A 20,005-nucleotide genomic window follows, 5' to 3' on the forward strand; every position below is an offset into this window, starting at 1 on the left:
ACTGAGCTGGTCGCGTGAGCGCTGGATCCTCGCCGGTACCGCGTTCCTGCTCGTCATTCTTTCCGCGCTGGTCATCCCCGCCTGGGCCGGCGCCATGAAGTCGCCCAAGATCACCGCCACCGGCAGCGTCGTCTCCGCACCCGTCGTGCATAACGTGGTCGCGCTCGCCGTGCCGAAGATGGACCCCGCCGCCATCAAGCCGCTCGTCCCCGCGGAAGAATGGCAGACGGTGCAGGTGGAGGCCGGCCAGACGCTGGCCGATATCTTCCTTGCGCAAGGCCTCAACATGACCGACCTGCAGCACGTCATCGACGGCGCGGGCGGCACCAAGGTGTTCCATCAGATCAAGCCGGGCCAGGAGTTCCAGTTCCTGATCGGCGCCGACCACGTGCTGAAGGGCGTGCGCTTCGATCAGGACGAAGCCACCATCGCCACGCTGCGCCTCGATGGCGATGCCACGAAGCTCACCACGCAGGTCCGCGATGTGCAGCGCCGTGAGCACATCGCCCACGGCATCATCGATAGCTCGCTGTTCGGCGCTGCATCGAAGGCCGGCATGAGCAACGCGATGGTGTTGAAGCTCGCCGAGGCCTTCAAGTACGACATCGATTTCGTGCAGGACCTGCGCGTGGGCGACAGCTTCACCGTCATCTACGACGACGTGTACAGCGATGGCGCCTACCTGCGCGAAGGCGACATCGTCGCCGCCGAGTTCGTGAACCAGGGCAAGCGCTACACCGCCTACCGCTACAAGAACGCGGATGGAAAGATCAGCTTCTACAGCGAAGAGGGCCGCCCGCTGGTCGGTTCGTTCCTGCGCATCCCGGTCGATTTCACCCGCATCTCCTCGCAGTTCAGCGCCGGCCGCATGCACCCCATCCTGGGCAAGATGCGCGCACACAAGGGCGTCGACTACGCGGCCCCCACCGGCACGCCGATCCACGCCGCCGGCGATGGCGTGGTGAAGTTCCGCGGCTGGATGAATGGCTACGGCAACTTCGTGGTCATCCAGCACAACGGCACGATCAGCACCGCTTACGGCCACATGTCGCGCTTTGCCAACCTGCGCGTTGGCCAGCACGTGAGCCAGGGCACCACCATCGGCTTCGTCGGCATGACCGGCCTCGCCACCGGCCCGCACCTGCACTACGAATTCCGCGTCAACAATGTGCAGCGCGACCCGCAGACGGTCACCCTGCCCAAGCCCGAGCCGCTGCCGGCCGCGCAGCTGGCGAAGTTCAAGAAGGAAGTCGTCGCGCCGCAGCTCGCCCGCCTCAACCAGCTCGATAGCAACTACAAGCTGGCCAGCGCGAAGTCCGGCAACACCGCGGGTGATGACTGACCCGTGCCACACAGCTCCGATGGCCTGTACCTCGGCCTGATCTCGGGAACCAGTGCGGATGGCATCGATGCCGCACTGGTCCACTTCACCGATACCCGCCCCGCGCTCGTCGCGGGGCTTACGCATGCGTGGGATGAACCGTTGCGCCAGCGGATCCTTGCCGTGGCGCAGGATGAAGAGCGCCTCGACCTGGATGGCTATGGCCAGCTGGATGTCGCCGTGGCGCGGGGCTTTGCCGATGCCGCGCAAGCCGTGCTGGCCAAGGCGAGCGTCGATGCCCGTGACGTGCGCGCCATCGGCTCGCACGGGCAAACCATCCGCCACCGGCCCGATGGCGAGTTCCCGTTCACCCTGCAGATCGGCGATCCTTCGGTGATCGCCGAGCGCACCCGCATCGACACGATCGCCGACTTTCGCCGCGCGGATGTCGCCGCCGGTGGCCAGGGTGCGCCGCTGGTGCCCGCCTTCCATGCCACGGTGTTGCGGCCCGCCAGCGGCGCACGCGTGGTGCTGAACCTGGGCGGCATCGCCAACGTCACCCGGCTCACGCCCGATGGGCATGTCACCGGCTTCGATACGGGCCCCGCCAACGGGTTGATGGATGCATGGTGCCTGCGCCACCGCGGCGAGGCGTTCGATCGCGATGGCATGTTCGCCGCGACCGGCACGATCGATACCGACCTGCTCGCCGAACTCCTCGACGATCCTTACTTCGTGTTGCCGCCGCCCAAGAGCACGGGCCGTGAGCACTTCCACCTGGCGTGGCTCGATGCGCATCCGCGCGTCGCGGAGGTTTCACCGGAGGATGTGCAGGCCACGCTGATGGCGCTCAGTGCCATATCCATCGGCGATGCGATTCGCCTGTATGCAAGCGATGCGACCGATGTGATCGCCTGTGGGGGTGGCGTGCACAATGCGGCGCTAATGCGCGCCATCGAAAGCCGCCTTGAAGGACGCACGCTGCAGGTGAGCAGCGCGTTCGGTATCGATCCAGACCTGATGGAAGCCATGGGCTTCGCGTGGCTGGCCTTTCGCCGGTTGCGCGGCGAACCCGGCAACCTGCCCGCAGTGACCGGTGCGCGTGGGCCGCGCCTGTTGGGGGCCCTGTACGCCGCACCCTAGGCGGGAACCGCTATAGCGGCTCCGCGGCGGCGCCTCGCTCGTAAGATTTCGCGGCTTCCGACAGGCTCGCCGGCGATGCCTGCGACAAGGCAGCCAGCGCTTCCTGGAACGCCGCCTGCTCGTCGGCATCCCACGCGCCGGTAAGGTGCGCGATATCGCCTGGCTCGAGCAATAGCTCGCTGAACACGTCACCCGGACTCAAGCCGAGCCCGTACCGCAACGCGTGCAGTATGACTTCATTGATCGACCAGCGCCTTTCACGGGCGAGCTGCTTGATACGCTCGGCCATCTGCTCGTCGATGTGTCGCACCACAATATCCGGCACGTGCGTAACCTCCTTCGCGCATGCCCCCTGTGCCGCGGATCTTACACAGATTTGCCGGGGGTGCGCATATACACCAGTCGAGCTATTCCTCTACGGCAGCCGGTTCCGGCAGGCCGCGCCACAGGATGGCCAGGACGATCAGCGTGGGGACGATCGATACCGTGCTGACCACGAACAGCGCGGTATAGCCGGCATCCTTGACCAGGAACCCGGAGAAGCCACCCAACAGCTTGCCGGGCAGGTTGGCCAGCGCGCTGAGCAACGCGTACTGCGTGGCCGTGAAGCGGCGGTTGACCAGGCCCGACATAAAAGCGACCAGTACCGGGCCGGCAAAGCCCTGGGCGAAGTTATCGCCGGAAAGGGTGGCGACGAACGCCCACGTCTGGCCCGGATTCTGCGCCATCAGCAGGTAAAGCATGTTGGACAGGGCCACGCCGATCGCCGACACCACCAGCAGGCGGCGCATATCGAAGCGGGTGACGGCCCAGCCGCCGAGCAAGGCACCCACGATGCCGACGATGACGCCGTACACCTTGGAGACCTCGGCGATCTGCGTCTTGCTGAAGCCCGCATCGAGGTAGAAGGGGTACGCCATGACGCCAAGCATCTGGTCCGGCAGGCGGAACAGCGCGACGAAGAGCAGCAGGCCCAGCGCCAGCGGCACGCCAAACCGCGCGAAGAAATCGCGGAACGGCCCAATGAAACCTTCCTGCACGGCCACCGCGAGCGGCACGCGCTCGCGCACCCGGTGCGCCGGCTCGCGCGCGACCAGCACCGTGATGAGCGGCACCACGAGCAGGCCGCAGATCGCCATGTAGCCCTTCTGCCAGCCAAGGGCGTCGGCGACGATGAGGATGCCGGCGCCACCGGCGATCAGGCCAAGCCGGTAGCCCAGGGTGTACGTGGCGGCCAGCGCGCCCTGGGCTTCGGGCGGCGCGATCTCCACGCGGTACGCGTCGACCACGATATCCACCGTGGCACCGGCGAAGGCGGCGAGCAGGGTCATGCCCAGGAACCGTTGCAGCGATTCCGAAGGCGGCATCAGCGCCATGCCGAACAGGCCCGCGGCCAGCAGCAGCAGCGCGAACAGCAGCCAGCCGCGGCGCTGGCCCAGGCGGCAAAACAGCGGAAGGCGCAGCTTGTCCACCGCCGGCGCCCAGACGAACTTGAAGTTGTAGGCGAAGGTAACGAAGCTCGCGACGCCGATAGCGCCGTAATCCACGCCGGATTCCTTCAGCCACGCGGAAAGCGTGTTGCCCACCAGCAGGAACGGCAGGCCCGATGCCAGCCCAAGGAACAGCATGACCACCGCGCCCGGCTGGGCGAACGCGGCGAACAGGCCGCGCCAGCCCTTGTAGCGGGCCCTACCCTGCGTTTCACTCACTCGGCGTAATCCACGGTAAACGGGGCGTGGTCGGAGAAGCGCTCATCGCGGTAGATCGAGCAATCGCGCAGGCGGTCGCGCAGGCCAGGGCTCACGATCTGGTAATCGATGCGCCAACCCACGTTGTTCGCGCGGGCCTGGCCGCGGTTGCTCCACCAGGTGTATTCCACGGCATCGGGCTTCAGCGCGCGGAAGCTATCCACCCAGCCGAGCTCGTTGAACAGCAGGTCGAGCCACGCGCGTTCCTCGGGCAGGCAGCCTGAGTTTTTCTGGTTGGATGTCCAGTTCTTGATGTCGTTCTTCGTGTGCACGATGTTCCAGTCGCCGCACAGCACGTAGTCGCGGCCACTCGCGGCCCACTCGCGGAAAATGGGCGTCAGCCATTCCATGATCCGGAACTTGTACTGCTGGCGCTCGTCGCCCGACGAACCGGACGGAATGTAGAACGAGACGACGCTGAGGTTGCCGTAGCGCGCTTCGATGTAGCGGCCCTCGCAATCGAAATCCTCACGCGCCAGCGAAGTGCGGATCTCATCCGGCTCGCGTTTGGAGTAAATGGCCACGCCGCTGTAACCCTTCTTGCTGCGGGCATCGTGGTAGAAGCAGTGATGGCCGTCGGGGCGGAACATCGGGTCGGTCAGCTGCGCTTCCTGCGCCTTGGTTTCCTGCAGGCAAACCACGTCGGCATCCTGCTTGCGGAGCCATTCGAACACGCCTTTGGTGGCAGCGGAACGGATGCCGTTGGCGTTCAGGGAAATGATGCGCATGGGATCTCGGGTCGATAAGCGATGGGCCCATGATAGCAACCGAGGCGAGCCCGGGCGCCGCGCGGTACCATGGTCGCCTTTGCTTTTACCGGGAACCCCGCCGTGCACGATTACCAGCGCGAATTCATCGAGCTCACGCTCGCCCGCGACGTCCTCCGCTTCGGCGAGTTCACCCTGAAGTCGGGCCGCACCAGCCCATACTTCTTCAACATGGGCCGTATCGATTCCGGGGCGGCACTCGCCCGGCTGGGGCGCTCGTATGCCGCCGCCGCGGTGCGCTCGGGCGTCGCGTTCGACATGCTGTTCGGGCCCGCCTACAAGGGCATCGCGCTGGCGGCCGCCACGGCTATTGCGCTGGCCGATACCCAGGACCGTGACGTGCCCTGGGCTTACAACCGCAAGGAAGCCAAGGATCACGGCGAAGGCGGCATGCTGGTTGGCGCCCCGCTGAAGGGCCGCGTCCTCATCGTCGATGACGTGATGACCGCCGGTACCGCCGTGCGCGAATCGCTGGAGCTGATCCGCGCCCAGGGCGCCGAACCGGCCGGCGTGCTGATCGCGCTGGACCGCCAGGAGCGCGGCCAGGGCGAGCTTTCCGCGGCACAGGAGGTGGCGGCCCAATTCGGCATCCCCGTCATCGCCATCGCCAGCCTGGCCGATGTACTCACCTACGCCGGCGAGCGCCCTGAACTGGCCAGCGAACATGAACGGCTGCTCGCCTACCGCGCGCAATACGGCGTGAGTGCCTGACAAAACCCACGACCCCGTCACGCGCCGGACGCGCCTTCGTTGCCGTCCGTGCGCCGAACGGGGTGCACGGCTGGCTATACTCCGGTGACAGGAGGGGATACCAATGCGTGCAGTGCGTTACATCATGGCGGGAGCGGTGCTGGTCGTGGCCACATCCGCTGCCGTTGCCCAGACGAACGACAGGAACAACAACGGTTATCGCTACCGCTGGAAGGATGCGTCCGGCCAGTCGAACTTCAGCGATAGCCTGACCCCGGACGCCATGAAGGCGGGCTATGACGTGGTCAATGCACAAGGCATGGTGGTGCAGCACGTGAACCGCCAGCTCACCGCGGATGAGCGCGCCGCCGCCAAGAAAATCGCCGACCAGCAAGCCGCCGCCAAGGCCGCGGCCGACCAGCGCCAGCGCGAGGACATGCAGACGCTGAATGCCTACCCGACGGAACAGGCGTTCACCGCGGCCCGGCAATCGCAGCTGGATAACTTCCACCAGGCGGTGAACACCACGCAGCTGAACCTGCAGGGCCAGGAAAAGACCCTCGCCGATCTGCTCAACCGTGCGGGCGACCTCGAGCGCGCCAAACAGCCCGTACCGCCGTACCTCACCACCCGCATCGGCGAGCAGCGGAACACGGTATCGGGCCTGCGAGCTACCTTGCAGCGCCAGCAGGCAGCCGAGACAGCGGCCAAGGCCAGCATGGCCGCCGATGTAGAGCACTACCGCCAGTTGCGTGCGGCCAACCCGAACGGCGGTTGACGCCGCCGTTTATCGCACCGCTCAGAAAGGCACGGGCAGCTTCGCGTCCACGGCGTGGAGCTGCAGCCTGAAGGCCTGCTTCACCCGTTCCAGCACCTTGGCGTTATCCGCGTCGAAACGGAATACCAGCGCCGGTGACGTGTTGGATGCACGGACCAGGCCCCAGCCATCCGGCCAGTCCGCGCGCACGCCATCAAGCGTGCTGATGCGCGCCTCGTCGAACGAAGCCTTCGCGCGGAAGGCCTCCATGAACCGGGCGGGTACGCCTTCGGCCATGGGCAGGCGAATTTCCGGCGTGGATACACTCTTCGGCAAGCCGTCGAAGATTTCCGCCGGCGTGCGGTCCTCCAGGTCGGCGGCCAGGATCTCCATGAGCCGGGCGGCCGCATACACGCCATCATCGAAGCCGTACCAGCGGTTGTTGTCGGCGAAGAAGAAATGGCCGCTCATCTCACCCGCCAGGGCGGCGCCGGTGTCGCGCATCTTGGCCTTGATCAGCGAATGCCCCGTACGCCACATGAGCGGCACGCCTGCGGCATCCTGGATCACCTTGCGCAGGTGCCCGGTGCACTTCACGTCGTAGATCACCGTGGCACCGGGGTTACGCGCCAGCACATCCTGCGCGTAAAGCATGAGCAGGCGGTCGGGGAAGATGATCTCCCCGCCGGGCGTCACCACGCCCAGCCGGTCGCCATCGCCGTCGAACGCGATGCCGAGATCGGCGCCAATGGTGTGGACCGCCGCGATCAGGTCGCCCAGGTTATGCGGATCGGAGGGATCGGGGTGGTGGTTCGGGAACCGGCCATCCACGTCGCAGTACAGCGGCACCACCTCGCAGCCGATTTCCTCGAGCACGCGGGGCGCGACGAGGCCGGCGGCACCGTTGCCGGCATCGACCACGATCTTCATCCGGCGCTGGGTCGATACATCATCGGCCACGCGGTTGACGTAAGCATCCACGACCGATTGCTCGCGCCAGCTTCCATGGCCGCCCGTGGGCAGGCCGCCGCCGGCGATGCGACGGTAAAGGTCGGCAATGGCGTCTTCGGCAAGCGTCTCGCCACCCACGACGATCTTGAAGCCGTTGTGGTCCGGCGGGTTGTGGCTGCCGGTGACGGCGACGCCACACCCGGTGCCGAACTGGAAGCAGGCGAAATAGACGAGCGGGCTGGGCACGACGCCAAGGTCGATGACATCGATGCCCGCGTCGCGCAGGCCATCGATCAGCGCGCCGGCCAGTTCAGGGCCCGACAACCGCCCGTCGCGGCCGACCACGGTCTCGCGCAGGTCACGCTCGAGCATGACCGCGCCGATGGCCTGGCCGATCTGGCGTGCCGCATCCACGGTCAGCGTGTCGCCGGCCACGCCCCGGATGTCGTAGGCGCGGAAAATGGCGGGGTCCACGGCAGCCGGTGTTGCTACGGGTGCCCGCGCAGGTGCGGCGCGCGCCGGGGCCTCCGGCGCAGCGCCCATGTCGCCCGGCGCCGGTGATGGCGGCAGGCGCGGCTTGCGCTGTACATCGGCCACCATCACCTCTTTCTCTTCGGGCTCGGGCGCGGCGACCGGCGCAGGCCGGCTGCGCGACCAGAGCAGGAAGGCACCGCCGCCCAGGCCGATCAATGCCAGCAGGGCCGCGAGCACCTCCGAATGCGGAATGACAATGAAGGCCCTGGGCATCGCAGCGAACACGTACAGCGCCGTGCCGGCGATGCGCTGACCCTCGGCCCCAACGTCACCGCTCTTGCTGCCCTCTGCCATCAGGCTGAGGCTATAAGGGCCATCGCCCTGGCGTAGCTCCAGCCGGCCACCACGCGGGGGCACGGCTTCGAAGCGCGAGGCGAGGCCATCGAACGGGTACTCGAGCCATGCCCACGCGCGCGTCACGCCACCCACTTGCATCGGCTCGACGACGCTCAGGCGGCGCTTTCCCTCACCGCCCCTGGTGCTGGCCGGCGGGGGTTCGGTCGAACCCAGGGCCGCCATGAGCTGAGCGGCCTTCGCGTAACCGAACTCGCGGTAGTTGGCGCGCACCACTTCATCCAGGCCCGGGCTGTACACCTCGACGACCTGGGCGGTGGGCAACAGGGCGCGCAGGCGTGCCGCAGCCGCGGCATGGTCATCTATCGCAGCCAGCAGGGCGGGATCGTTCACGGCCGCCTGGAACTGCTGGCGCAGGCTGGCGTACTCACTGGAAAGATCACGCACGGCCTGCGCCTGCGCTTCGCGCACCTTGGCGGCCGCGTTTTCCTCATCCGCGATCAGCCAGGCCTGCCATGCGCAGAACGCGCCCGCGACAATGAGTACGGTCGCGCCCACCAGCGTGAGCAGCTGCCGTACATCGACGCGAGGCCCCCGCCCCTCCCCACCCGCAATCCGAGCCATGTTGCCCCTTACCCTTCCGGAGTATCAGTTGACGCCGGTGGAACCAAAGCCGCCCTCGCCCCGACGGGACGGTGCAAAGCCGTCGACGACACGCAACCGCGCCCGGCCGACCGGCACCAGCAATAATTGCGCAATCCGGTCCCCCGGCGCGATGGTCAATTCGGCAGTTCCGCGATTCCAGGCCGAAATCGTGAGGGGCCCCTGGTAGTCCGCATCGATCACGCCGACCAGGTTGCCCATCACCAGCCCCTGCTTATGCCCCAGCCCGGAGCGCGGGACGATCAGAGCACACCAGCCCGGGTCGCCGATGTGAATGGCCAGGCCCGTGGGCACCAGCACGCTTTCACCCGGCCGCAGGGTGATCGGCGCCTCCACCGCGGCGCGCAGGTCCATGCCGGCGCTGCCGTCGGTCGCGGGCTCGGGCAGCGGGATGCTGTCGCCGAGGCGGGCGTCGAGGATCTTCAGTTCAATGTCGATCAAGAGGCGTTTCCGTGTTTGGCGAGGAATCGGGTGGCCACGTGGGCCATGAGCTGGCGCGCCAGCTCGGTCTTGGGAGCGCGCGCCAGCGCGGCGTCGCCATCGGCCCAGAACAGGTGCAGGGCGTTATCGGCCACTTCGAACCCACGGCCGCCACCCACTTCGTTGGCCGCGATCATGTCCAGCCCCTTCCGCGCCAGCTTGTCGCGCGCATAGTGGGCCACGTCACGGGTCTCTGCGGCGAAGCCAACGAGGAACGGGTGCGCCGGCTGCGCGGCCAGTGCGCCGATGATGTCCGGGTTTTCCGCCAGTTCCAGGCGCAGCGGTTCGCCGCCGGCCTTCTTCAGCTTGTGCTCGGCCGTGCCGGCGGGGCGGTAATCGCCCACCGCCGCGGCGCCGATGTAAATGTCAGCGCCGTGCGCTGCGGCCAGGACAGCCTCATGCATCTGCCGGGCGCTACGCACATCCACACGGCGTACGCCCGGGGGCGTCGCGAGGGACACCGGGCCGGCCACCAGCGTCACGTCCGCGCCCGCATCGCGGGCCGCTTCGGCCACCGCGAAGCCCATGCGGCCGGAGCTCCGGTTGCCGATAAAGCGCACCGGGTCGATGTCTTCGTACGTGGGTCCCGCACTGACCACCACCCGGCGGCCGCGCAAGGGCTGGTCGCCGAACGAGGCCACCAGGATGTCGCGTAGTTCATGCGGCTCGAGCATCCGGCCCGAGCCGATATCGCCGCAGGCCTGGTCACCATCTGCCGGGCCGAGCACCTGCACGCCACGAACGCGCAACGTGCCCACGTTCGCCTGTACGGCCGGATGGGCCCACATCTGCTGGTTCATGGCGGGTGCGATGTATACCGGGGCGGCCGTGGCCAACACGACGGTGGAGAGCAGGTCGTTCGCAAAGCCGTGGGCAAGCCGCGCGATGCTGTCGGCGCTGGCTGGGGCGATCAGGATCCGCTCGGCCCATTTGGCCAGTTCGATATGGCCCATGGCCGCTTCGCCGGCTTCATCCCACAGGCTCACGCGCACGGGCTGGCCCGAAAGAGCCTGGAACGTGGTGGGGGTCACGAAGTGCGTGGCGCCTTCCGTCATCACGATGCGCACCTCGGCATCGAGGTCGCGCAGGCGGCGTACAAGCTCACAGATTTTGTAGGCGGCAATGCCGCCGGTGACGCCGATCAGGATGCGACGCTGGCGGAGGGTCATGGCGAGACATGGCATAGCGGCTGGACGCGTTAGCTTAACGGATTTCCCCTACACAACCCCGTGAGCGCGGACCGGGGCGTTTTCCGAATCCTTCCATCGTCGGCGCGGGCCGGGCAACCGTACTGTGGACGGCCTCCCCGGATCTGCAAAGGACGCCAGCGATGCCCAACCCATCCCCTACGAAACACACCGCCCGCGATGGCTCGTCGGCGGGTTCGATCTGGTCGCGCCCCATCCACGCCTGGCCCGAACGCGATCGCCCGCGCGAGCGGCTTCTGGCCAACGGCCCCCAGGCCCTGTCCGATGCCGAGCTGGTCGCCGTGCTGCTGGGCAACGGTAGCCGCGGCGTCGATGCCGTCACCATGGGCCGCGCGCTGCTCACCCGGGCCGGTGGCGTCGGCAAGTTGCTGGCTGGCGCCGCGGAGATGGCCCATGCGCCCGGGGTGGGGCCGGTCAAGCGCGCGCGGCTCATCGCCGCCATCGAGCTGGCACGCCGTTCGCTCAGTGAGAACCTGGCCCAGTTGCCATGCATCGAGGGGGTGGAGGATTGCTTCGCCTTCCTGAAGGCCCGGCTCTTCCATATGAAGCACGAAGTGATCGGCTGCCTGTTCCTCGATGTACGGCACCGCGTGATCACCTTCGAGATCGTGGCCGAAGGCACGGTCCACTGCGCGGACCTTTACCCGCGCGAGCTGGCGCGGGCCTGCCTGCGCCACCACGCCGTCGCCATCATCATGGTGCACAACCACCCCTCGGGCGATGCCACGCCCAGCCCCGATGACCAGGCCCTTACGATCTCGATGCGCGATGCGCTGGCGCTGCTGGACATCAAGCTGCTGGACCACATCGTGGTCGGCGCGGGCACGCCGGTATCCATGGCCAGGCTTGGCATGGTCTAGCCAAGGGCAAAAAAATGACGGCGCGAGTGCCGCTCGCGCCGTCATGGGTCACCTGTCGAGGGAGGGGCATCGATAACCCGTGCGTGCCGTGGGCCGGGGAGACACCGGGCACGAGGAAAAGTGTGACAGCGGCCGATGACAAGGCCGTGACGTGCCGGCTCCGGGTAGTTCGCGGGCTTGCAATATCTGACTTATGCACATCGGCGCTTTTTCTCAGTTGCCCGTCACAGCTGTTGTCCCAACGCAGGTCACGCCATCAAGCCATTGTTTTGATGAGGTTTAGCTTGTTACGCAGCGATGTCACGGGGCACGCGGCCACGCAGATGCAGCAAAGGCCGGGTATTGCCCACAGAGTTATCCACAGGCCTGTGGAGAACCTGCCCCGCCCCTCGCGGGCGGGCCTGTAGCCCCTTTCTGCTAGGATTACCGGTTCCATATCCGTGTCGCGAAGCCCGTGAAACAAGAGCTCAAACAACTCGTCCTGCAGGCCATCGGCGCCATGCGGGAGTCCGGCAAGCTGCCGTCCGATTTCGTAGCCCCGGTGTTCGTGATCGAGCGCACGCGCAGCCGTGAGCACGGTGATTTCGCCACCAACGCCGCCATGATGATGGCCAAGGCGGCCGGCCGGAAGCCGCGCGATATCGCCACCGACCTGGTCGAGGCCCTGCCGGCCTCGCCGCTGGTGGGCAAGGTCGAGATCGCCGGCCCGGGCTTCATCAACTTCTTCCTCGCCCCGGCCGCCTTCCACGCCGAGATCGAGCGCGCGCTGGCGGAGACGGACCGTTACGGCCACAACCGCGATGGTGGCGGCCGCACGGCGGGTGTCGAGTACGTGTCGGCCAACCCGACCGGCCCCCTGCATGTCGGCCACGGCCGCGCGGCGGCCATCGGCGACAGCATCGGCCGCCTGCTCCACGCCACCGGCTACAAGGTGTTCCGCGAGTTCTATTACAACGATGCGGGCGTGCAGATCGCCAACCTGGCCCTGTCCACGCAATGCCGCGCCAAGGGCATCGGCCCGGATGAGGCCGGCTGGCCGGAATCGGGCTACCGCGGCGATTACATCGCCGACGTGGCCCGCGCCTTCCTGGCGAAGGAATCGGTCGAGGCCGATGGCGAGACCGTCACGGCCTCGGGCGATGCCGATAACCTCGACGATGTCCGCCGCTTTGCCGTGGCCTACCTGCGCCACGAGCAGGACCTGGACCTGAAGGCCTTTGGCGTCTCGTTCGATGTGTACTACCTGGAATCCTCGCTTTACTCCGAGGGCAAGGTGGACGAGACCGTGCGCGAGCTGGTCGCCCACGGCCACACCTACGAGGAAGGCGGCGCGCTGTGGCTGCGTTCCACCGATTTCGGTGACGACAAGGACCGCGTCATGCGCAAGTCCGACGGCACCTACACCTATTTCCTGCCCGATGTGGCCTACCACCGCACCAAGTGGCAGCGCGGCTACGAGCGCGCCATCACCGAGCTGGGCAGCGACCACCATGGCTCGCTGGCCCGCGTGAAGGCCGGCCTGCAGGCGCTCGATACCGGCATTCCGAAGAACTGGCCGGAATACGTGCTGCACCAGATGGTCACGGTGATGAAGGGCGGCGAGGAGGTGAAGATCTCCAAGCGTGCCGGCTCGTACGTCACCCTGCGCGATCTCATCGATGAAGTGGGCCGCGATGCGACCCGTTACTTCCTCATCGCGCGCAAGGCCGATTCGCAGCTCGTGTTCGATATCGACCTGGCCCGCTCGCAGACCAACGACAACCCGGTGTACTACATCCAGTACGCCCATGCGCGCGCCAGCCGCGTGTTCCGTGAACTCGCCGATCGCGGCCTCACCACGGATCGCGGCAACGGCCTGGCCAAGCTGTCGCAGCTCACCACCGAGCACGAGCAGGCGTTGATGTTCGATCTGTCGCGCTACCCGGAAGTGGTTGAAGCCGCCGGCATCAATCTGGAACCGCACCTGATCGCGCAATACCTGCGCGAACTCGCGGGCGCGCTGCACAGTTACTATCACGAGCACAAATGGATCGTTGACGACGCCGACCTGCGCGATGCCCGCCTTACCCTGGTGGCCGCCACGCAGCAGGTGCTCCGCAACGGTCTGGACCTGCTGGGCATCAGTGCCCCGGAGAGCATGTAAATGGCGACACGCAAGAAGGGCAAAGGCCGCCAGGCCGTCCGCAACAGCTCCGGCGGCATGCCGGGCTGGGGCTGGGCGCTGATCGGCATCCTTGCCGGCGCCCTGCTCATGGCCTTCGCCATGAAGGGCAGCTTCATGCCCATGAAGAAGGATGGCCCGGAGCCGAACCCGCAGGCCACCGCGCAGAAGGGTAGCGAGCCGGGCGTCGCCGACCAGGCCGAGCCGGAAAAGAGCGATAAGCCGCGCAAGCCGTCGTACGACTTCTACTCGGTGCTTTCCGAGAAGGAAGTGCGTATCCCGGATGCGGAGATCCACGCCCAGGCCAAGGCCGAGGCGCAGCAGAACCAGCAACAGCAGGCCGCGGCGCAACAGCAGGCGCAGGCCGCGCAGCAGGCCCAGGCGGCCGCCGCGCAGCAACAGCAGCAGTCGCAGCAGGCCGCAACCGCCGCGAACAACCTGCCGAAGGCCACGACGCAGACCGTGACCGCCGCGCCCGCACAGGCCCAGGCACCGGCATCGTCCGGCGGCAGTGGCTACCTGCTCCAGGTGGGTGCGTTCCCGAGCGCGGCCGATGCCGAAGCGCTGAAGGCGAAGCTGGCCCTGCAGGGCTTCATCGCCAACGTGCAGCCGGTGAAAGTCGGCGCGCAGACGTACAACCGCGTGCGCCTGGGGCCGTTCAAGTCGGCCACGGAGCTGGAAAGCACCCAGCAGCGTTTGCAGTCGGCCGGCATCAAGGCCATCGCGCTGAAGGAAGGTTCCTAAGCATTTCGCCGGCTGCCGGCGTTCGGCCACGGTAGGAGCCCACCCTGTGGGCGACATCTTCCGCGATGAGGCGGCAGGATCCGTGGCTCTTTCGCGAACAGCGTCGCCCACAGGGTGGGCTCCTACAGGAGAGCGAAAAAAAGGCCCCGGGACTTCTCGGGGCCTTTTTTAGCTCTTGCGCTTCAGGCGGATCAGCGCGGAGATGTCGTCATCGCCGTAGCCTTCGGACATGAGCTGCGCGAAATCCGACAGCGACTGCTCGATGATCGTGCGGTCGGTACCCGCATCGGCGGCGATGCCGCGCACGATGCCGAGATCCTTGTGCAGCAGCGCCAGCTTGAAACCCACCGAGAACTCGTTGCGCAACATGGTGGCGCCACGCTTTTCGAGGAACCAGTTGCCGGCCGCGCCTGCACCGAGCGTGGGAATCAGGCGCTCCGGATCCAGGCCTAACGCTTCGCCAAGGGCGAGGCCTTCGGTCACCGCGTGGGCGATACCCGCCACCAGCACCTGGTTCACCGCCTTGGTGGCCTGGCCGCTACCGACCGGGCCCATGTGGGTGATACGCACGCCGTACGCGTCGAGCACGGGCTGCGCCTTGGCGAGCACATCGGCATCGCCGCCCACCATCACCGAGAGCTTGCCGTTCTTCGCGCCTTCCACGCCGCCGGACACCGGGGCATCGAGGAACGCACCGCCAGCCTCGCTGATGATGCGCGCCGCGCGCCTGGCCGTATCGGGCGAGACGGTTGAATGATCGACCACGATGGCGCCAGCCTTGAGCGAAGGCGCCAGCGCTTCGACCACACCGATGACATCGGCATCGGCGCTCACGCAAAGCGCGATCACATCGCACTGCGCGGCGATGGTGGCAAGATCAGGCGCCTGCACGCCAAGTTCCTTCGCCAGTGCATCGGCACGCGACTGCGTGCGGTTGCTCACGGCCGCGAGCAGGCCTTTCGCGTGCAGGTGGCCCGCCATGGGCGCGCCCATGGCACCCAGCCCAATGAATGCCGCTTTCAAAGTCATCGCGTGGTTTCCGCCAGGTAGGTGTAACCGGTGAGGCCCTTGTCGAGCGAGGCCGCCAGCTCATCGGCCAGCGCGCCCTCGATCCCGGCCGCCTTGATCCGCTCGGCGTACGTGGTGCGCAACGCCTTCACGTCGTAACCCACGTAATCGAGCATCAGGTCGGTCGTATCGCCGCGGCGAATGTGGGCGAACTCATAGCCCGTCGCGGTGGCACGTACGTTCACGGCATCCGTGTCGCCGAACAGGTTGTGGATATCGCCCAGGGTCTCCTGGTACGCGCCCACCATGAAGATGCCGAGCCGGTACGACTCACCCTCCTTCAGCGGGTGCAGCGGCAGGCTCACGTCCACGCCTTCGGCATCCACGTAATGATCGATACGGCCATCGGAGTCGCAGGTGAGGTCAGCGATGACGCCGCGGCGGGTCGGCTCTTCGTCCAGGCGGTTGATCGGCACGATGGGGAAGATCTGGTCGATCGCCCAGATATCCGGCACCGATTCGAACACCGAGAAATTCACGAAGTACTTGTCGACCAGCTTCTCGTCCAGGTCATCCAGCGCCTGGCGGTGCGCGCGCTCGGCGGGCAGCAGGCGCGGGCGCACGGCGTTGGCGATCGCGTAGAACAGATCATCCAGCGTGGCGCGGTCGCGCAGGTCGAGCTGGCCCAATGCGTACAGCGCCTGGCCTTCGGCGAAGTGGTGCTGGGCCTCGTGGAACAGTTCCAGCGGCGGGCGCTCATCGAGCTCGGCGTGGGTCTCGCGCAGGTGGCGCAGCACGGTGGGCTCATCGGCGCGCGGCGCGGCGACGGCGCCTTCCGGCACCTCCTCCACTTCGCTGACATTCACCACCATCACGGCGTGGTGTGCCGTCATGGCGCGGCCGGATTCGGTGAAGATGGTGGGCGCGGGCATGCCGTACTCGGCCACGGCCTCGGCCAGCGGCTGCACGATGCTGGCCGCGTACTGGCCCATGCTGTAGTTGATCGAGTTGAAGCTGCGCGAGCGGGTGCCTTCGTAATCCACGCCCAGGCCGCCGCCCACGTCCACCACATCGATGGGCACGCCCAGGCGGTGCAGTTCCACGAAGTAACGCACGGCCTCGCGCATGCCCGCGGCGATATCGCGCACGTTGGAAATCTGCGAGCCCATGTGGAAGTGCTGCAGGCGCAGGGTGTGCTTCAGGCCGGCGGCATCCAGGCGCTCGATCAGTTCCAGCACCTGGCCGGGGCTGAGGCCGAACTTGCCCTTGTCGCCACCGGTGTTCTGCCACTTGCCGGCGCCGATCGAGGCCAGGCGCACGCGCACGCCGAGCAGCGGCTCGACATCCAGCGCCTTGGCTTCAGCCAGCACGTGGTCCAGCTCGGAGAGCTTTTCGATCACGATGTGCACGCGCAGGCCGAGCTTGCGGCCGATCAGCGCCAGGCGCACATACTCGCGATCCTTGTAGCCGTTGCACACCACCATGCTGCCGGGGCGGGCATACGCCAGCACGGCCATCAGTTCGGGCTTGGAGCCGGCTTCCAGGCCGAAGCCCTCCTCGCCGGCGGCCACCAGCTCGCCAACCACGCCGCGCTGCTGGTTCACCTTGATCGGGTAGATCGCGGTGTACTGGCCGGCGTACTCGGCATCCTCGATCGCCTTGCCGAAGGCTTCCTGCAGGCGGCGCAGGCGGTCGGCCAGGATATCGGGGAAACGGACGAGCAGCGGCAGGCGCAGGCCTTCAGCCGTGGCCTGGGCCACGATGGCGGGCAGGTCGAGGGCCGGGCCCTCGTCACCGCGCGGGCGCATCTGCAGGTGGCCGCTAGCGGCCACGTCGACGTAGCCGTTGCTCCAGTGGGGGATCGCGTAGGTCAGCTTGGCGCGATCAATGGACCAGTTCGCCATGGGCAGGCGTTCTCCAAAGGTGTTGTCGTGTCCCCTTGAGGGGGCGCGGAACAGTCGCAGCGGCGAACTTTGACCTGAAACGGGCCTGGACAGCCGGGAGCCTCGCACGCCGCGGGGCCATCCAGACGGGGCCAGCCATCCAAGACGGAGGGCGGCTGACCTTCTATTGTAGCGGGCCGGGATGACATCCGTGTATCGGTCGGCGAAGCCCTACAAAGCAATCCGGTCAGGGACTTGGCCGCTTTTTGCCCCGATGCCGGTACAATCACCGATTTACACCCCCTACCCGTTTCCAGGAACAAGCGTCATGTCGCAGCAGCAGCTCAGCTGGTTTACCGAGGCCCACCAGGCTTCGGGCTCCTCCATCGGTTTCCGCGTCGAGCGCCTGCTGCACGCCGAGAAGACCGAGTTCCAGACCATCGAGATCTACCAGACCACCGATTGGGGCAACCTCATGGTGATCGACGGCTGCGTCATGCTGACCAGCCGCGACAACTTCCTGTACCACGAGATGATGACCCACCCGGCGCTGTTCACCCACGCCCGCGCCAAGCGCGTCGTCATCATCGGCGGCGGCGATTGCGGCACGCTGCGCGAGGTCCTCAAGCACGAGGAAGTCGAAAAGGCCACCCAGGTCGAGATCGACGAGCGCGTCACCCGCCTGGCCGAGCAGTACTTCCCGGAACTGTGCGATGCCAACAACGATCCGCGCGCCGAGCTGCTGTTCATCGACGGCATCAAGTACATGGCCGAAGCGGATCCGGAATCGATCGACCTGATCATCGTCGATTCGACCGACCCGGTCGGCCCGGCCGAAGGCCTGTTCAACGCCGCCTTCTACGCCAGCTGCTACAAGGCCCTGCGCCACGGCGGCATCCTGGTCCAGCAGTCGGAATCGCCGCTGGCCCACATCGAGCTGATCAAGGCCATGCGTTCGGCCATGCGCACCTCGGGCTTCAAGGCCGTCCGCACCCTGCCGTTCCCGCAGCCGTGCTACCCCACCGGCTGGTGGAGCTGCACCATGGCCCGCAAGGATGGCGACCTGTCCGGCTTCCGCGAGCGCGGCGCCATCAGCAAGGGCTTCGCCACCAAGTACTACAACGCCGATATCCACAAGGGCGCACTGGCCCAGCCGGAGTTCATGCGCGAGGCGCTCGGCGAATAAGCATCGCGGTAGGAGCCCACCCTGTGGGCGACATCTTTCGCGATAAGGCGGCAAGACCTGTGGCGCTTTCGCTAAGGGCATCGCTCACAGGGTGAGCTCCTACATACAGATCGATGAGCTGCTGCAGTAAAGAAAAAGGGCGCCTTTGAGGCGCCCTTTTTTTATTTGCTGCTTTCCACGTGCGAAGGCTCCCACCCCGCCGGCGCTTCCGCCGGCATGCCGTAGGCGCGTAGCGCCGCCAGCACCACGCTCATCTCGGTGCCACCGCTGCGCGCCAGCATCAGCAGCTTCTGCGCCGTGGTCTTGTCGCCCTGCGCCTGCACGTTGAGCTGGGCGAAGCGCTGCATCTGCCAGATGAGGTTCAGGCGGGCGGTCTTGGCCGATTGCTGGTCGGCGGCATCCGGCGAAAGGGTCTCGCGCAGGTGCAGGCCCAGCGAACGGCCCAGCGGGCTGCTGCCCCATTCCAGCACCTTGGCCAGCTTCAGGCAGTCGCCGACGATGGCGCTGTTTTCCTTGTTGGCCTCGCAGAACTTCGCCGTGGCCTGGAAGCCGGGCATCGGCTGCGCGCTGGCCAGGCCGAACACGAGCACCATCTGCACACCGGCCGCGCCGGCGCCCTGCAGGGCGTTGAAGGTATTGGGCGGCGGCGGCAGCTGGCTGACCGAATTGGCCAGCGCCTTCAGGCTGGCGCCGAGGTAATCATCATAGGTCTTGGCGTTGGCGGCCTTGGCCAGGTCGGTGCGGGCGGCGTTGGCATCCCCGTTGTGGTCGTCGATACCCAGCTTCAGCAGCCACACCGCGGCGTTATCCGGCGCCTGGGTCTGGAGCTGCGTCACCGCCTCGGCGTTCGGGCACTCGCCCGCCTTCGCGTCGCAATCGGCCAGGCTCACCCAGGTCACCCGGGGGCCGGCATCGGCATTGCGCGAGGCACGCTCAAGCAGGGCGTGGTAGCTCAGCACGGCCGGCGGATCGGTCAGCGGGCGCGCCAGCAGGGCGGCGCCCAGCAGCGGCTCGGCCTCGGTACGCAGTGCCAGCACGCTGGCCAGGTCCTTCTGGAACTGCAACAGCGCCTTGGTCTGATCCTTCTGTGCTTTCTGCTCCGCCTTGCTCGGCGCGGCCGGTGCGCCGGGCCACGGCGAGGTGGCGAGGGCCGGCAGGGAAAGCAGGCTGGCCAGGGCCAGGGTGAGGACGCGGCGTCCCTGCATGGGACATCTCCGTGAAATAAAACGACAAGGATACGGCCACAGCATGAACGGAAGCTGCGGGGTTTGGCTTCACACGTGCCCTACATTGTTACCATCGGGCACAGCGCGGGGGGAACATGCCTGTGGAATGCCGCATGACCGATGCACCAATCCTGCGACAGAACAGGAGCTTACAATGGACCAATTCGCCATCTTCGCCAGCGAGCGCGCGGGCTTTTTCGTCGGCTGGGGCACCCTCACGCTGATCAACGCCGGCCTGGCCCAGGGCAAGAACCGCAGCGGCCTGCTCTGGTGGCTGCTTTCCCTCATCCTGGGGCCTATCGCCACGCTTATCCTGGTCATCCTGCCCAAGGTTCGTACCAAGCTATTTTGATCCATCGCGCGGCTGTGTAGGCTAGGGGC

The 20,005-nt window shown here is 66.9% G+C and carries 18 protein-coding genes (1 of these 18 only partly in view); 9 read left to right on the plus strand and 9 right to left on the minus strand.

The features are described 5' to 3' along the window. Both L2Y97_RS21040 and L2Y97_RS21045 read left to right on the plus strand, forming a co-directional pair. Positions 1–1,342, plus strand: partial view of an OapA family protein gene (locus tag L2Y97_RS21040; RefSeq protein ID WP_247430597.1) — the 3' portion only. It extends 137 nt beyond the left edge of the window; 1,342 of the gene's 1,479 nt are visible here — the last part of the coding sequence; its start codon lies off the left edge, out of view; the stop codon is at positions 1,340–1,342. A gap of 3 nt (positions 1,343–1,345) precedes the next feature. Continuing rightward, positions 1,346–2,464 (plus strand): anhydro-N-acetylmuramic acid kinase, encoded by a 1,119-nt coding sequence (locus L2Y97_RS21045; protein WP_247430599.1) that lies wholly within the window; start codon positions 1,346–1,348, stop codon positions 2,462–2,464. 10 nt (positions 2,465–2,474) lie between these two features. Here the strand turns inward: L2Y97_RS21045 and L2Y97_RS21050 are convergent, their stop codons facing one another. The 3 genes from L2Y97_RS21050 to L2Y97_RS21060 all read right to left on the minus strand — a co-directional run bounded on the left by L2Y97_RS21050 (position 2,475) and on the right by L2Y97_RS21060 (position 4,940). Then, positions 2,475–2,789 (minus strand): hypothetical protein, encoded by a 315-nt coding sequence (locus L2Y97_RS21050; RefSeq protein ID WP_247430602.1) that lies wholly within the window; start codon positions 2,787–2,789, stop codon positions 2,475–2,477. An 82-nt stretch (positions 2,790–2,871) separates the two neighbouring features. Continuing rightward, positions 2,872–4,173 carry an AmpG family muropeptide MFS transporter gene (locus tag L2Y97_RS21055; RefSeq protein ID WP_425492802.1) on the minus strand — a complete coding sequence of 434 codons (1,302 nt, stop codon included), beginning with the start codon at positions 4,171–4,173 and terminating at the stop codon, positions 2,872–2,874. Beyond that, a complete protein-coding gene (locus L2Y97_RS21060; RefSeq protein ID WP_247430605.1) occupies positions 4,170–4,940 on the minus strand; it encodes an exodeoxyribonuclease III in 771 nt (256 codons plus the stop codon). The genes L2Y97_RS21055 and L2Y97_RS21060 overlap by 4 nt, the downstream gene beginning before the upstream one ends. A 102-nt stretch (positions 4,941–5,042) precedes the next feature. Between L2Y97_RS21060 and pyrE the strand changes: the two genes are divergently transcribed. Continuing rightward, positions 5,043–5,690 carry an orotate phosphoribosyltransferase gene (gene pyrE, locus L2Y97_RS21065; protein ID WP_247430607.1) on the plus strand — a complete coding sequence of 216 codons (648 nt, stop codon included), beginning with the start codon at positions 5,043–5,045 and terminating at the stop codon, positions 5,688–5,690. A 103-nt stretch (positions 5,691–5,793) separates the two neighbouring features. Continuing rightward, positions 5,794–6,447, plus strand: coding sequence for a DUF4124 domain-containing protein (locus tag L2Y97_RS21070; protein ID WP_247430610.1), 654 nt, complete (start codon positions 5,794–5,796; stop codon positions 6,445–6,447). A 21-nt stretch (positions 6,448–6,468) separates the two neighbouring features. Here L2Y97_RS21070 and L2Y97_RS21075 read toward each other — a convergent pair whose 3' ends face one another. From L2Y97_RS21075 to coaBC, 3 genes are read right to left on the minus strand one after another with little or no spacing between them, the layout of a single operon-like run. Further along, positions 6,469–8,829, minus strand: coding sequence for a phosphomannomutase/phosphoglucomutase (locus L2Y97_RS21075; protein WP_247430613.1), 2,361 nt, complete (start codon positions 8,827–8,829; stop codon positions 6,469–6,471). Positions 8,830–8,853: 24 nt separating this feature from the next. Beyond that, positions 8,854–9,309, minus strand: coding sequence for a dUTP diphosphatase (dut, locus tag L2Y97_RS21080; protein WP_247430615.1), 456 nt, complete (start codon positions 9,307–9,309; stop codon positions 8,854–8,856). After that, complete coding sequence (coaBC, locus tag L2Y97_RS21085; RefSeq protein WP_247430618.1) at positions 9,306–10,517, minus strand: bifunctional phosphopantothenoylcysteine decarboxylase/phosphopantothenate--cysteine ligase CoaBC; 1,212 nt, start codon at positions 10,515–10,517, stop codon at positions 9,306–9,308. Before coaBC ends, dut begins: the two co-directional genes overlap by 4 nt. Before the next feature lie 161 nt (positions 10,518–10,678). Here coaBC and radC point away from each other — a divergent pair, with 161 nt between their 5' ends. The 3 genes from radC (at position 10,679) to L2Y97_RS21100 (ending at position 14,321) form a co-directional block, all read left to right on the plus strand. Beyond that, complete coding sequence (gene radC / locus L2Y97_RS21090; RefSeq protein WP_247430621.1) at positions 10,679–11,416, plus strand: RadC family protein; 738 nt, start codon at positions 10,679–10,681, stop codon at positions 11,414–11,416. A 454-nt stretch (positions 11,417–11,870) separates the two neighbouring features. Continuing rightward, positions 11,871–13,559: an arginine--tRNA ligase gene (gene argS / locus L2Y97_RS21095; protein ID WP_247430624.1), complete on the plus strand. Its 1,689-nt coding sequence runs from the start codon at positions 11,871–11,873 to the stop codon at positions 13,557–13,559. Continuing rightward, positions 13,560–14,321: an SPOR domain-containing protein gene (locus L2Y97_RS21100; RefSeq protein ID WP_247430626.1), complete on the plus strand. Its 762-nt coding sequence runs from the start codon at positions 13,560–13,562 to the stop codon at positions 14,319–14,321. Between the two features lie 168 nt (positions 14,322–14,489). Here L2Y97_RS21100 and L2Y97_RS21105 read toward each other — a convergent pair whose 3' ends face one another. Then, positions 14,490–15,350 (minus strand): NAD(P)-dependent oxidoreductase, encoded by an 861-nt coding sequence (locus L2Y97_RS21105; protein WP_247430629.1) that lies wholly within the window; start codon positions 15,348–15,350, stop codon positions 14,490–14,492. Further along, positions 15,347–17,233, minus strand: coding sequence for an arginine decarboxylase (gene speA / locus L2Y97_RS21110; RefSeq protein ID WP_247430630.1), 1,887 nt, complete (start codon positions 17,231–17,233; stop codon positions 15,347–15,349). Before speA ends, L2Y97_RS21105 begins: the two co-directional genes overlap by 4 nt. 307 nt (positions 17,234–17,540) lie before the next feature. Between speA and speE the strand changes: the two genes are divergently transcribed. Beyond that, on the plus strand, positions 17,541–18,398 hold the full coding sequence (gene speE / locus L2Y97_RS21115; protein ID WP_247430634.1) for a polyamine aminopropyltransferase: 858 nt from the start codon (positions 17,541–17,543) through the stop codon (positions 18,396–18,398). Positions 18,399–18,559: 161 nt separating this feature from the next. On the opposite strand, the gene L2Y97_RS21120 is transcribed toward speE, so the two are convergent. Then, positions 18,560–19,603: a hypothetical protein gene (locus L2Y97_RS21120; RefSeq protein WP_247430636.1), complete on the minus strand. Its 1,044-nt coding sequence runs from the start codon at positions 19,601–19,603 to the stop codon at positions 18,560–18,562. 175 nt (positions 19,604–19,778) lie between these two features. On the opposite strand from L2Y97_RS21120, the gene L2Y97_RS21125 reads away from it, so the two are divergent. Continuing rightward, complete coding sequence (locus tag L2Y97_RS21125) at positions 19,779–19,976, plus strand: antitermination protein NusB (RefSeq protein ID WP_247430639.1); 198 nt, start codon at positions 19,779–19,781, stop codon at positions 19,974–19,976. The last annotated feature ends 29 nt before the right edge of the window (positions 19,977–20,005 follow it).

The sequence above is a fragment of the Luteibacter aegosomatissinici genome, from assembly GCF_023078495.1.
Taxonomy (GTDB): domain Bacteria; phylum Pseudomonadota; class Gammaproteobacteria; order Xanthomonadales; family Rhodanobacteraceae; genus Luteibacter; species Luteibacter aegosomatissinici.

Excerpts from the sequence above, each read along its gene's own strand:
- L2Y97_RS21060 (WP_247430605.1), bottom strand. The coding sequence starts at position 4,940 with ATGCGCATCATTTCCCTGAACGCCAACGGCATCCGTTCCGCTGCCACC.
- L2Y97_RS21070 (WP_247430610.1), top strand. The coding sequence starts at position 5,794 with ATGCGTGCAGTGCGTTACATCATGGCGGGAGCGGTGCTGGTCGTGGCC.
- L2Y97_RS21075 (WP_247430613.1), bottom strand. The coding sequence starts at position 8,829 with ATGGCTCGGATTGCGGGTGGGGAGGGGCGGGGGCCTCGCGTCGATGTA.
- coaBC (WP_247430618.1), bottom strand. The coding sequence starts at position 10,517 with ATGACCCTCCGCCAGCGTCGCATCCTGATCGGCGTCACCGGCGGCATT.
- radC (WP_247430621.1), top strand. The coding sequence starts at position 10,679 with ATGCCCAACCCATCCCCTACGAAACACACCGCCCGCGATGGCTCGTCG.
- L2Y97_RS21100 (WP_247430626.1), top strand. The coding sequence starts at position 13,560 with ATGGCGACACGCAAGAAGGGCAAAGGCCGCCAGGCCGTCCGCAACAGC.
- L2Y97_RS21105 (WP_247430629.1), bottom strand. The coding sequence starts at position 15,350 with ATGACTTTGAAAGCGGCATTCATTGGGCTGGGTGCCATGGGCGCGCCC.
- speA (WP_247430630.1), bottom strand. The coding sequence starts at position 17,233 with ATGGCGAACTGGTCCATTGATCGCGCCAAGCTGACCTACGCGATCCCC.
- speE (WP_247430634.1), top strand. The coding sequence starts at position 17,541 with ATGTCGCAGCAGCAGCTCAGCTGGTTTACCGAGGCCCACCAGGCTTCG.
- L2Y97_RS21120 (WP_247430636.1), bottom strand. The coding sequence starts at position 19,603 with ATGCAGGGACGCCGCGTCCTCACCCTGGCCCTGGCCAGCCTGCTTTCC.
- L2Y97_RS21125 (WP_247430639.1), top strand. The coding sequence starts at position 19,779 with ATGGACCAATTCGCCATCTTCGCCAGCGAGCGCGCGGGCTTTTTCGTC.